This is a genomic window from Leifsonia sp. 115AMFTsu3.1 (genome assembly GCF_004362795.1).
Classification (GTDB): domain Bacteria; phylum Actinomycetota; class Actinomycetes; order Actinomycetales; family Microbacteriaceae; genus Leifsonia.
Genome location: NZ_SNYB01000002.1, coordinates 1,562,712 through 1,574,705 on the forward strand (window position 1 = coordinate 1,562,712; position 11,994 = coordinate 1,574,705).

Consider the following 11,994-nt stretch of genomic DNA (forward strand, 5'->3'; position numbering starts at 1 on the left):
CGGTGCGAAGGGGCGGGGGCGGCTTGTCGGGCGGCGGGATCGCTGTGCCAGACTGGGCCGGATGCCCCCCATGCTACCGGCCGCGTTCACGACGAGAGCGAGCCTCGCCACGGTTCTGCCGAGTTCGCTCGCCGCGCTCTCGGGAGAGACGAACGACCTCGGCCTGCCGCGGATGGAGCACGTCGTCGTCATCGTGGTCGATGGGCTCGGCGCAGCGGCCCTCCGTGCCCGCGCCGGGCACGCGAGGACGCTCGCCCCGCTGCTCGGGAAGACGACCACGATCGACGCCGGGTTCCCGACGACGACGGCGGCGGCGCTCGCCACCCTGACGACCGGGACGACGCCCGGCGAGCACGGCCTGGTCGGCTACCGCGTGCGTGACGGCGCCGGCCGTCTGACGAACCAGTTGACCGGCTGGGACGAGCGGATGGATCCGCAGACCTGGCAGCGGTCGCGCACGGTTTTCGAGCAGGCTGCGGAGCGGGGCGTCACGCCGCGCGCGATCGCCCTCCCGAAGTTCGCCGGCACCGGCTTCACCGCGGCCGTGCTACGCGGAGCGGAGTTCGTCGGCGTCCAGTCGATGGCCGACCGGTTCGCCGCGGCGGCCGACGTGCTGGCGACCACGGGGCCGGGCCTCACCTATCTCTATGTCGCCGAGCTCGACCAGCTGGCGCACGCCCGCGGCTGGGAGTCGTCGGAGTGGACGGCCGCCCTGGAGACCCTGGATGCGCTGGTCGCCGACTTCGCGCGCCGCCTCGGCTCGGGGCGCGGCGCGCTGCTGACCGCCGACCACGGCGCGGTGGATGTGCCGGAAAGCGGCCACATCCTGTACGACACCGCGCCCGAGCTCCTGCAGGACGTCGCGGACATCGCCGGCGAGCCGCGGCTGCTGCACCTCTACGTCGAGGACGGCGCCTCACCGGTGGCCGTCGCCGAGCGCTGGCGCGACGCCGAAGGCGACCGGTCGTGGGTGGCGACGCGCGCCGAGGCGGTCGACGCCGGCTGGTTCGGCGAGCGGGTCGACCCCGAGGTCGCACCGCGGATCGGGGATGTGCTGGTCGCTGCGCGCAAGCGCATCGCGTACTACGACGGCCGCGACCCCCAGCGGACCGGCCGCAACATGGTCGGCCAGCACGGCTCGCTCACGCCGGAGGAGACGCGGGTTCCGCTGCTGCGGTTCGGAGCGGCAGGCTGAGTTCCGCCGTGACCGGATGCGCGACGTGCGTCGCGGGGGAAGCCGCGGAAGCCGGGGCGGCGTTCTCGGATACGGCTCCCGCCTCTCCGGCCGGTCCGGTGGCGCGCCGGAACCGCTGCACCCAGTAGGCGAACCCGCGGCCGGGCCCCCAGCCCTTGAGCGACATGGCCGGGCTCTCCACGTAACGCCAGCTCAACCACGACAGGCCGAGCGTGATCGCGGCAGCGCCGAGGATCATCGGGATGACGCCGAGCTTGTAGAGGCCGAAATAGGCGAGCGTCTGCTGAACCGGGAAGGCATAGAGATAGACGCCGTAGGAGATGTCGTTCTTCTGCCCGACCTTCCGCAGCCGGCCGGGGATCGCGGAGCCGAGCCAGAGCACGAAGTAGACGCCGGCCGGGACGCCCACGACGGCGTAGCCGCCATTGAGCAGAGTCCAGACGAGCACGACGCCGGCTGCGATTCCGAAGCGGGGTGTCAACGGGATGGAGCGGGAGTAGACCGCGAACACGGCGCCCACCGCGAACGGGTAGGCGAGGGAGAGGAACTCGGGGTTGCCCAGCGGCGGCAGGACGGCACCCATCGTGCCGGGGCTCACCAGCTGAACGATCTGCCCGGCGAAGATCACGACCGCGACCGCGACGACCACCGGCCGGGCCTTCGTGAGCACGCCGGCGACCAGCAGGATGGCGACCATGAGATAGCAGGCCCATTCGTGGCTGAGCGTCCACATCGAGCCGTTGAACACGCTGGTGCCGGTGTGCACGCCGTACGGGGTCGAGTGCTGGAAGACGTCGAGGATGCCCCAGGTGCCGACCGTCAGCGTCCAATTGGATCCGATGTAGTGCCAGGGGCTGGCGGCGGAGCGCGCGAAGTACTCGGGGAGCGAGTGGCCGTCCAGCATCCAGATGACCGGTCCGAGCGCCAGTGCGGAGAGCAGGAGCACGAGCAGGAACGCGGGGAAGATGCGAAGGACGCGGCGCCAGAGGAACTGCATCACGTCGGCGGACATCCCGCTCTTGGTGATGAGGTAGCCGCTGATGGCGAAGAACCCGCCGACGGCCAGTCCGCCGAGCGTCGTCTGACCGCGGCTGATCCCGCTCCCTGGATCATGTCCGAACCCACCGAGCGGCCACGTGTGGGAGACCAGGACCGCCAGAGCGAGGACGAGCCGGATCAGCCCGAGCGCGTTGTCATGTCCGCGCAGGGCAGAACTGATCGTCCGTGCAGGGTCGGTTGGAAGCATTCCCACAGGATAAAGGACGATATACGGCGCTCCCGCACCGGGAACGGCGATCCGTCAGGCCAGGTCGTCGTCCGTTCGGGCGCCGAAGACGATCTCGTCCCAGCTCGGCATGGCTGCCCGCCCCTTCTTGCGAGACGAGGGCTGCGGGCCGGAGTCGTTCGACGGCCCGGCGTTCGACGGCCCGCCGTTGGACGGACCGCTCGGCGGCGCCGGAACGTCGAGGGGGAGCGGCGGCTGCTCGGCCGCGGGCGGACGCTCGTCGATGAGACGGAACGGCGTCGCGGCCGGGGCCGGCGTGACCGGCGCCTCGGTCGACGCCGTCGGCACGACATCCAGCGGCGCCGCATCGGTCGGCGTCGGGCGGTCCTCGTAGCCGGCGGCCTCCCTCTCACCGCGGCGGCGGCGCAAGGCCTCCAGCAGGTCGGCGGTCTGGTGCAGGTCGCGCGGGGCACCGTCGTCGGCGCGCTTGATGGCCGAGACGGTGATCGAGTTGTTGGCGCCGGGCGTTCGGCCCTGCGGCAGCGGCTCGATGGGCGCGGTGATCTCCGGACCCATCAGGTCGGCGGCCGGGGCGGGGAACGTGAAGGCTCCGCTGTCGAAGCGGGAGCTGTCCGGCTCGCCCTCGTGCGGGAGCACGGCACGGAGACGGGGGATGAGGGAGCCGCCGCGCAGCTCTCCGGCCTGCGACAGCGTGGTCGCCTCCGAGTTGAGCGGTGCGAGGGCGTGCTTGCGCGCGTCGTACGACCAGCGGGCGTCGTGGTCGATCGTGTCCGCCGTGAACTCCAGCTTCACGATCCAGCCGGTCTCGCTGTCCTTCCAGCTCGCCCAGCGCTCGCCCGCGACACCGAGCGATGCGAGGCGGTCGCGGATGACCGAGCCGAACGTCTCGGCTTCGCCGAGCGGGTCGACGGCGTCGGAGGTGTGCACGGGGACGCTGAGGGCGCTTGCGACGATGTGCTCGCGCTCGGCGATGATCGGTCCCTCGAAGCGCTGCACGTACTCCAGCGGGGCTCCGGTGACCGCGGCGACGTCCTCGGCGGACATGCCGGAACGGATGTGGGCCTGCACTTCGCGCGGTGAGAGTTTGGGCGCGTCGGCGGGCGTCTCCTGCCGCACCTGGCGCACTTTCGACTGCAACGCCTCGTCCACGGCGATGCGGAAACGCTCACCGTCGTCGCCGACGGCGACCAGCGCGCCGTTCTCGACCCCGATGACCTTCAAATCCTGCATGTGGATTGCCTTCCGAGCTCGTTCGTACGGCCCCAGGATGCCACGGAGCAGAAGGCATTCCGGGGAATACAGCGGGCGTGCCGGAAGTTGCACACCGAGCAATGCTGAGAGGCTCCTGTTTGGTTTTGCTATTCAGGGGCGATTGATGCAAACTATGGCCGCCGATTGCGAGAATCGGCCGTTACGACGAGAAGTGGATGGGCATGGCAACGGATTACGACGCACCGCGGAAGACCGAGGACGACTCCGAGTCGATCGAGGCCCTCAAGGAGCGTGTCCCGGACAAGATGTCGGGGGTCGTCGACGTCGAAGATGCTGACAACCCCGGTGGATACGAGCTCCCCGGTGCCGACCTCTCCGACCTCGACCTCGACGTCGTGGTGCTGCCTCCTCAGGCGGACGAGTTCACGTGCGTGAACTGCTTCCTGGTGAAGCACCGCTCCCAGATCGATCACGAGACGAAGCTCGGACCGATCTGCGTGGAGTGCGCCGCCTGACGTCGAACGAACTAGGAACTGAGGCGAGCCTCATCGAGAACCCGGACCAGCTGGTCCGGGTTTCTTGTTGAGAGGAGCCAGTAGGGCGCCGGGTCGTCCTGATCCACGACCGGGACCTTCACGACCGGCTTGATCCAGCCGCGGATGAGCAGCCACGCCCGCGCGTCGAGACGGCGGCCGCGCTCCAGGGTCGCGTCGTCGCCGCGGAAGGCCGTCGGCTCGCCGACCAGGTCGAGCGGGATGCGCGCGTGGCCGGCGACCAGCTCCTCCTTCGTCACCCGGATGACGGGCGCCGTCGCGACCAGGAAGATCGCGAAGGCGACGTAGATCACGATCGCGAGGACGACACCGACGGCGAAGTTGATCGGCGCGAAGACGAGCATGACCGCGGGGATGACGAGCAGGGTGGAGATGAACAGCCAGGGGGTCGCCCAGAGTCGCTCTCGGTACAGGTCCATGACCTCTATTCGATCAGACTTCTGCACTAGCCTCTGACACGTGACCGATACCGTCGACGTCCCGATCATCGCCTCCGCCCTGCCCGCGTACGCGCACCCGGGCGACGCCGGCGCCGACCTGTGCGCCGCGGAGGCGGTGACGCTGGGGCCGGGGGAGCGCTTCACGATGCCGACCGGAGTGTCCATCGCCCTCCCAGACGGCTATGCCGCGTTCGTCGTCCCGCGCAGCGGCCTCGCCATGCGGCACGGCCTCACGATCGTGAACGCGCCGGGGACGGTGGATGCGGGATACCGCGGCGAGATCCGGGTGACCCTTCTCAACACCGACAGGTCGATGCCGTACGATATCGCCGTCGGCGACCGGATCGCCCAGCTGATCGTCATGCCGGTCACGCGGGCCCGGTTCATCCCCGTCGACTCCCTCCCGGACAGCCACCGCGGCACCGCGGGCTTCGGCTCGTCCGGGTACACCGTGACCGAGTCAGGAGAACACGCGTGAGCGACATCAGCGACACCCCTCGCGGAGCCGAGGAGGGCGCAGAGCTCGAGCAGCAGGACGACGGCCTGGAGGCGGAGTTCGAGAAGTCGGCCCCGCCGGACCGCGAGACCGAGGGGCCGCTCGACGAGAGCGAGGCCAACCCGGTTCGCCCGTACGTCGACCTCGGCGGGGTGAAGATCCTCCCGCGCGAGGGTCTGCACCTGCGCCTCGAGGTCGAGGAGGAGACCCAGCGCGTCGTCGCGGTCGGTCTGGACTACGCCGGCTCCACCCTGCAGGTGCAGCCGTTCGCGGCGCCGCGGTCGACCGGACTGTGGCACGAGATCCGCGAGCAGATCACCGACCAGATCCAGCGCCAGGGCGGCCGGGTCTCCGAGCGCGACGGCGCGTTTGGTCCGGAGCTCGTGGCCGAGATCCCCGTTGCGGCGCCCGACGGCGGTCCGGTGGAGACGCGCGTCGCGCGCTTCGTCGGCGTCGACGGCCCGCGCTGGTTCCTCCGCGGCGTGATCGCGGGCGACGCGGCGGTGCAGCCGGAGGCGGCCGCGCTCGTCGAAGACCTGTTCCGCAGCATCGTCGTGGTCCGCGGTTCGGTGCCGATGCCGCCGCGCGACCTCATCCCGCTGCGGATGCCGGCCGCGCCGACGACCGGCAACGAGAACGACTACTCCTCTCTCTAAGGCGCACGCATGACCGATCAGGACCGGCCCGACCGGAAGAGCACGCCGGCCGACCCGGCCGACACGGCGGAGGACCGGACAGGCACAGACGCGCCGACTCCCGCCCTGGGCGACAGCATCGCCGCGGCCGCCCGCCGCTCGGGCCTGGGGCAGCTGGCGGAGACCGACGCCTCCACGGGCGCGGCGCTCCTCGGCGCGCTCGGCGGCATCCGCGGGCTGTGCGAGACGATCCTTCCCGGGCTCGTCTTCCTCATCCTCTTCACCTTCACGCAGAACGTCCCGCTGTCGATCGGCTGCTCGGTCGCCGTCGCGGTCGTCTTCACCGTGCTGCGCGTGATCGGCAAGACACCGCTCACGCAGGCGCTGGCCGGCCTGATCGGTGTGGGCATCTCGGCGATCCTCGCGCTCATCACCGGACGCGGCGAAGACAACTTCCTGTTCGGGATCTGGACCAACGCCGCGTACGCCGCCGGCATCCTCATCTCGATGCTGGTCCGCTGGCCCATCATCGGGCTCGCCGCCGGCTATCTGATGGGCGACGGGGTCGCCTGGCGCAGCGACAAGCGGAAGTTCCGGGTGATGCAGGCGCTCACCTTCCTGTGGCTGCTGCTCTTCGTCGCGCGCCTCGTCGTGCAGGTACCTCTCTATCTGGCGCACACGGACGAAGCGACCAGCGCGCTCGCCCTCACCAAGCTCCTCATGGGCGTCCCGCTGTACGCGCCGCTGCTGCTCGTGACGTGGTTCGTGGTCAAGGCGCAGTTCCCGCAGAAGGCGGCCGCGCCGCGCCGCACGGCCTCGGGCCGCTAGGGGCGGTCGCAGGCTCGCGGGCGACGGAGGGGGACGGATGCTGGACGCGGGGACGCAGACCGGGCTGACGGCCGCCCAGGTGGCGGAGCGGGTCGCGGCGGGTCGCGCGAACACGCAGACGCAGCCGAGCTCGCGCTCGCTCGGCGACATCCTGCGCGAGAACATCTTCACGCTGTTCAACGGCATCCTCACCGCCTGCTTCATCGCCGTCGTGCTGCTCGGCGACCTGCGCGACGGGTTCTTCTTCGGCATCGTCGTCGTCAACGCGCTGATCGGCATCGTGCAGGAGTACCGCGCGAAGCGCGTGCTCGACCGCGCGGCGCTGCTGGCCGCGCCGCACAGCCGCGTGCGCCGCGACGGGGAGGTCGCCACGGTCGCCCTGGAGGACGTCGTGATCGACGATCTGCTCGTGCTGCGCCCGGGCGATCAGATCCCCGCCGACGCCGTGGTGGTCGAGAGAACGGGGCTGTCGCTGGACGAATCGATGCTGACGGGGGAGTCGGACCCCGTGTTCAAGGATGCGGAGGCGCCGCTCCTCTCGGGCTCGCACGTCGTCACCGGCACCGGACTCGCGCTCGTCACGGCAGTCGGGGCCGACTCCTACGCCAGCCGGCTGACCAGCGAGATCCGCAAGCACTCGCTGGTGCGGTCGGAGCTGCGCGAGGCGACCAACCGCATCCTGGTGTACCTGTCATGGATCCTCGGCCCGCTCATCATCGTGACGGTGATCGGGCGCGTGCTCACCTACGGCGGGTTCTCGGAGATCTTCGTCGACGACCGCTGGCGGCGCGCGCTGCTCGACGCCGTCGCCGCGGTCGTCGGCATGATCCCGGAGGGGCTCGTACTGCTGACGAGCCTCGCGTTCGGAGTCGCCGCCATCCAGCTCGCCACCAAGAAGGTGCTCGTCCAGGAGCTCGCCGCCGTCGAGGTGCTCGCCCGCGTGGATGTGCTGTGCCTCGACAAGACCGGCACCCTGACCACCGGCGAACTCTCCCTGCACGGCACGGAGGCCATCGGCGACGCGGCCGTCGTGGAGCTGGCCGAGACGGCGCTCGCCGCGTTCGGATCGGATGAGGCGGGCAACGCGACGTCCGGCCTGCTCGGATCGCGGTTCCGCAGCGACCGGTTCCGGGTGACCCGGCGCATCCCGTTCAGCTCGGCCACGAAGTACAGTGCGGTGGCGATCACGGTCGACGGCGCCGAGAGCGCGTGGGTGCTCGGCGCTCCCGAGCGTGTACTGGAGGAGCACCCGGAGGCGCTGGCCCGCGCGACGGAGTTGGCGGCCACCGGGCTGCGGACGCTTGCGCTGGCGCGGGCGGTCGATCCGCTGCCCGCGGACGTCCACCGGCCGTTGACCGGGACGCGGGTGGAGCCCGCGCTGCTCGTGCTCCTCGCCGAGACACTGCGGCCGGAGGCGCGCGACACCCTCGGCTACTTCCGCGAGCAGGCGGTGCGCGTCGTGGTGATGTCGGGCGACAATCCGGTCACCGTCGCGGCCATCGCGCGCGAGCTCCAGCTGGAGGGCGAGGCTGTGGATGCGTCCACGTTGACGACCGACGAAGCGCTCGCCGCGGCGCTGGACACCGCGAGCGTTCTCGGCCGCGTCAGCCCCGACCAGAAGCGCACGGCGGTCCGGCTGCTCAAGGAGCGCGGCAGGACGGTCGCGATGACCGGCGACGGCGTGAACGACGCGATGGCGGTGAAGGATGCCGACCTCGGCATCGCGATGGGCACCGGCACGGCCGCGACGAAGGCCGTCTCGCGGGTCGTGCTGCTCGACGACCGCTTCGACCGGCTGCCCGATGTGCTCGCCTCCGGACGGCGCGTGATCGCCAACGTCGAGCGCGTGTCGAATATCTTCCTCGCGAAGACGACCTACGGCATCCTGCTCGCCCTCGTCAGCGCCGTCGTGCTGTGGCCGTTCCCGTTCCTCCCGCGGCAGCTGACGCTCGTCTCGACGCTCGCCATCGGCATCCCGTCCTTCTTCCTCGCGCTCGCCCCCAACAAGCGCATCTACACGCCCGGCGTGCTCGGCCGGGTGCTGAAGTACTCTGTGCCGACCGGCCTCATCGCCGGAGTGACGGCGATCGTCGCCTACGCGCCGCTCTACGGCAGCATCCCGCTGCACGAGGCCCGCAGTGTGACCACCGTCGCGCTGTTCTGCGTGTCGCTGTGGATCCTGTGCGTGCTCACGCGGCCGCTGACCGGGATGCGGTGGCTGCTCCTCGCCGCGGTCGCCGTCGCGTTCGCGCTGGTGTGTTTCATCCCGTTCACCGCGTCCTTCTTCGAGATGCATCTGCAGGCGGACGGGGCGCTGGCGTGGGGCATCGCGGTCGGCGCGGTGGGGGCCGCCGGCGTCGAGCTCTTCTACCGCTTCGCGAAGCGCCGCTCGCTGGTCTTCGACCGGCTCTGAGCGTGCTAGATTTATCTCGACGTCAAGATACTTTCCGGTTCGGCGATTTAGGGTTACCTTGCTGGAAAGGCGCTTCGACGGACGAGGAAGATGGACGAGGCGTGCGTGGACATCGCCTGCCGATGAAGGAGAGGGCATTGTGACTGCAACCGAGAACGCAGGACACGGCAGCTTCGGTGCGAAGCGGACACTGACGGTCGGGTCGAAGGACTACACGATCTTCGGGATCGACACGGTCGAGGGGTACGAGCGGCTCCCGTTCAGCCTCAAGGTCCTGCTCGAGAACCTGCTCCGCACGGAGGACGGCGCGAACATCACCGCCGACCACATCCGCGCTCTGGGTGGCTGGGATCCGGCCGCCGAGCCGGACACCGAGATCCAGTACACGCCGGCCCGTGTCATCATGCAGGACTTCACCGGCGTCCCCTGCATCGTCGACCTCGCCACCATGCGCGAGGCGGTCTCCGCCCTCGGCGGCGACCCGAAGAAGATCAACCCGCTCGCCCCGGCCGAGATGGTCATCGACCACTCCGTCATCGCCGACCTGTTCGGCACGGAGAACGCGCTGGAGCGGAACACCGACCTCGAGTACGAGCGCAACGGCGAGCGGTACCAGTTCCTCCGCTGGGGCCAGACCGCCTTCGACGACTTCAAGGTCGTCCCGCCGGGCACCGGCATCGTCCACCAGGTCAACATCGAGTACCTGGCGCGCGTCACCATGACCCGCGAGGTGAACGGCGAGTTGCTCGCCTACCCGGACACCTGCGTCGGCACCGACTCGCACACCACGATGGTCAACGGCCTCGGCGTGCTCGGCTGGGGCGTCGGCGGCATCGAGGCGGAGGCGGCCATGCTCGGCCAGCCGGTTTCCATGCTCATCCCCAAGGTCGTCGGCTTCAAGCTGACCGGCGCCATCCCGACCGGTGTCACCGCGACCGACGTCGTGCTGACCATCACGCAGATGCTGCGCAAGCACGGCGTCGTCGGCAAGTTCGTCGAGTTCTACGGCGCGGGCGTCGCCGAGGTCCCGCTCGCGAACCGCGCCACCATCGGCAACATGAGCCCCGAGTTCGGCTCGACCGCCGCGATGTTCCCGATCGACGACGTGACCCTCGACTACCTGCGCCTCACCGGCCGCAGCGAGGAGCAGGTCCAGCTGGTCGAGGAGTACTCCAAGGCGCAGAGCCTGTGGCACGACCCCTCGGTGGAGCCCGTCTTCAGCGAGTACCTCGAGCTCGACCTGTCGACGGTCGTCCCGTCGATCGCCGGTCCGAAGCGCCCGCAGGACCGCATCGAGTTGAGCCACGCGAAGGACCAGTTCGAGAAGGACCTCGTCGACTACGCCGACGTCTCCCACGACCTGGTCGACCTGACCATCTCCGAGTCCTTCCCGGCGTCCGACCCCGGGGAGCTCCAGCCGGAGGATGCGCGCAGCACCCACCAGCACAGCCACCACAGCCACGCGCCGAAGGCCGCATCCAACCCGGTCCCCGTGCGTCTGTCGGAGAACGGCGAGGACTTCGTCCTCGACCACGGCGCCGTCGCCATCGCGGCGATCACGTCGTGCACCAACACCTCCAACCCGTCGGTCATGCTCGCCGCGGGCCTCCTCGCCCGCAACGCGGCGAAGAAGGGCCTGAAGGCGAAGCCGTGGGTCAAGACGACCCTCGCGCCGGGCTCCAAGGTCGTCACCGACTACTACGAGAAGGCCGGCCTCACGCACGACCTCGAGGCCCTCGGCTTCTACACGGTCGGCTACGGCTGCACCACCTGCATCGGAAACTCGGGCCCGCTGCCCGAGGAGATCTCGCAGGCCGTCAACGACAACGACCTCGCCGTCACCGCGGTGCTCTCGGGCAACCGCAACTTCGAGGGCCGGATCAACCCGGACGTCAAGATGAACTACCTGGCGAGCCCGCCGCTGGTCATCGCGTACGCCCTCGCCGGCTCGATGAACTTCGACTTCGAGGTCGACCCGCTGGGCACCGACACCGAGGGCAACGACGTCTTCCTCAAGGACATCTGGCCCGACGCGGCCGAGGTGCAGCAGACCATCGACTCGTCGATCAACGAGGGGATGTTCGTCCACCAGTACGCGTCCGTCTTCGAGGGCGACGAGCGCTGGAAGTCGCTGCCGACCCCGACCGGCTCGGTCTTCGAGTGGGACGAGAAGTCGACCTACGTGCGGAAGCCCCCGTACTTCGAGGGAATGACTCTGGACACGACCCCGGTCACCGACATCGTCGGCGCCCGCGTGCTCGCCAAGCTGGGCGACTCGGTCACCACCGACCACATCTCGCCCGCCGGCTCCATCAAGGCGGACAGCCCGGCCGGCCAGTACCTCACCGAGCACGGCATCGACCGCAAGGACTTCAACTCCTACGGCTCGCGCCGCGGCAACCACGAGGTGATGATCCGCGGAACCTTCGCGAACATCCGCCTGCGCAACCAGCTCCTCGACGGCGTCGAGGGCGGCTACACCCGCGACTTCACCCAGGAGGGCGCCCCGCAGTCGTTCATCTACGACGCGTCGCAGAACTATCAGGCGCAGGGCACCCCGCTCGTCATCCTCGGCGGCAAGGAGTACGGCTCCGGCTCGTCGCGCGACTGGGCGGCGAAAGGCACCAGCCTCCTCGGCGTCCGCGCGGTGATCACCGAGAGCTTCGAGCGCATCCACCGCTCGAACCTGATCGGCATGGGCGTCGTGCCGCTGCAGTTCCCGGCCGGCGAGTCCGCGGACTCGCTTGGCCTCGACGGCACCGAGGTGTTCTCGATCACCGGCCTCGAGGCGCTCAACGAGGGCACCACGCCCAAGACGGTGCACGTGGTCGCCGAGCCGAGCGAGAACTCGCCCGCGGGCAAGCAGACCGTCGAGTTCGACGCGGTCGTCCGTATCGACACCCCCGGTGAGGCGGACTACTACCGCAACGGCGGCATCCTGCAGTACGTGCTGCGGAGCCTCGTCTAAGCACGCC

10 protein-coding genes are annotated in these 11,994 nt (G+C 70.0%); 7 read left to right on the plus strand and 3 right to left on the minus strand.

Translation table 11 applies throughout. The annotated features are described in order from the left end of the window. The first annotated feature begins 70 nt into the window (after nucleotides 1-70). Nucleotides 71-1,195, plus strand: coding sequence for an alkaline phosphatase family protein (locus AXZ95_RS18510; protein WP_018191293.1), 1,125 nt, complete (start codon nucleotides 71-73; stop codon nucleotides 1,193-1,195). Here the strand turns inward: AXZ95_RS18510 and AXZ95_RS18515 are convergent. After that, complete coding sequence (locus AXZ95_RS18515) at nucleotides 1,143-2,441, minus strand: acyltransferase (RefSeq protein ID WP_018191292.1); 1,299 nt, start codon at nucleotides 2,439-2,441, stop codon at nucleotides 1,143-1,145. The two genes, AXZ95_RS18510 and AXZ95_RS18515, sit on opposite strands and share 53 nt — an antisense overlap. 54 nt (nucleotides 2,442-2,495) lie before the next feature. Beyond that, nucleotides 2,496-3,671, minus strand: coding sequence for a septation protein SepH (sepH, locus tag AXZ95_RS18520; protein ID WP_018191291.1), 1,176 nt, complete (start codon nucleotides 3,669-3,671; stop codon nucleotides 2,496-2,498). Nucleotides 3,672-3,874: 203 nt separating this feature from the next. Here sepH and AXZ95_RS18525 point away from each other — a divergent pair, with 203 nt between their 5' ends. Continuing rightward, entirely contained in the window at nucleotides 3,875-4,168 is a 294-nt protein-coding gene (locus tag AXZ95_RS18525) for a DUF4193 domain-containing protein (protein ID WP_026307201.1), read from the plus strand. A gap of 11 nt (nucleotides 4,169-4,179) precedes the next feature. Here the strand turns inward: AXZ95_RS18525 and AXZ95_RS18530 are convergent, their stop codons facing one another. Then, nucleotides 4,180-4,626, minus strand: coding sequence for a DUF3093 domain-containing protein (locus AXZ95_RS18530; RefSeq protein WP_018191289.1), 447 nt, complete (start codon nucleotides 4,624-4,626; stop codon nucleotides 4,180-4,182). 40 nt (nucleotides 4,627-4,666) lie between these two features. Between AXZ95_RS18530 and dut the strand changes: the two genes are divergently transcribed. From dut to acnA, 5 genes are all read left to right on the plus strand, one after another. Beyond that, nucleotides 4,667-5,125 (plus strand): dUTP diphosphatase, encoded by a 459-nt coding sequence (dut, locus tag AXZ95_RS18535; protein WP_018191288.1) that lies wholly within the window; start codon nucleotides 4,667-4,669, stop codon nucleotides 5,123-5,125. Nucleotides 5,126-5,190: 65 nt separating this feature from the next. After that, nucleotides 5,191-5,799, plus strand: coding sequence for a DUF3710 domain-containing protein (locus AXZ95_RS18540; protein WP_026307200.1), 609 nt, complete (start codon nucleotides 5,191-5,193; stop codon nucleotides 5,797-5,799). Nucleotides 5,800-5,808: 9 nt separating this feature from the next. Continuing rightward, nucleotides 5,809-6,606: a DUF3159 domain-containing protein gene (locus AXZ95_RS18545; RefSeq protein ID WP_018191286.1), complete on the plus strand. Its 798-nt coding sequence runs from the start codon at nucleotides 5,809-5,811 to the stop codon at nucleotides 6,604-6,606. Nucleotides 6,607-6,643: 37 nt separating this feature from the next. Further along, nucleotides 6,644-9,019 (plus strand): HAD-IC family P-type ATPase, encoded by a 2,376-nt coding sequence (locus AXZ95_RS18550; RefSeq protein ID WP_018191285.1) that lies wholly within the window; start codon nucleotides 6,644-6,646, stop codon nucleotides 9,017-9,019. 139 nt (nucleotides 9,020-9,158) lie between these two features. Further along, nucleotides 9,159-11,987 carry an aconitate hydratase AcnA gene (acnA, locus tag AXZ95_RS18555; protein WP_018191284.1) on the plus strand — a complete coding sequence of 943 codons (2,829 nt, stop codon included), beginning with the start codon at nucleotides 9,159-9,161 and terminating at the stop codon, nucleotides 11,985-11,987. The last annotated feature ends 7 nt before the right edge of the window (nucleotides 11,988-11,994 follow it).

Excerpts from the sequence above, each read along its gene's own strand:
- AXZ95_RS18510 (WP_018191293.1), top strand. The coding sequence starts at position 71 with ATGCTACCGGCCGCGTTCACGACGAGAGCGAGCCTCGCCACGGTTCTG.
- AXZ95_RS18515 (WP_018191292.1), bottom strand. The coding sequence starts at position 2,441 with ATGCTTCCAACCGACCCTGCACGGACGATCAGTTCTGCCCTGCGCGGA.
- sepH (WP_018191291.1), bottom strand. The coding sequence starts at position 3,671 with ATGCAGGATTTGAAGGTCATCGGGGTCGAGAACGGCGCGCTGGTCGCC.
- AXZ95_RS18525 (WP_026307201.1), top strand. The coding sequence starts at position 3,875 with ATGGCAACGGATTACGACGCACCGCGGAAGACCGAGGACGACTCCGAG.
- AXZ95_RS18530 (WP_018191289.1), bottom strand. The coding sequence starts at position 4,626 with ATGGACCTGTACCGAGAGCGACTCTGGGCGACCCCCTGGCTGTTCATC.
- AXZ95_RS18545 (WP_018191286.1), top strand. The coding sequence starts at position 5,809 with ATGACCGATCAGGACCGGCCCGACCGGAAGAGCACGCCGGCCGACCCG.
- AXZ95_RS18550 (WP_018191285.1), top strand. The coding sequence starts at position 6,644 with ATGCTGGACGCGGGGACGCAGACCGGGCTGACGGCCGCCCAGGTGGCG.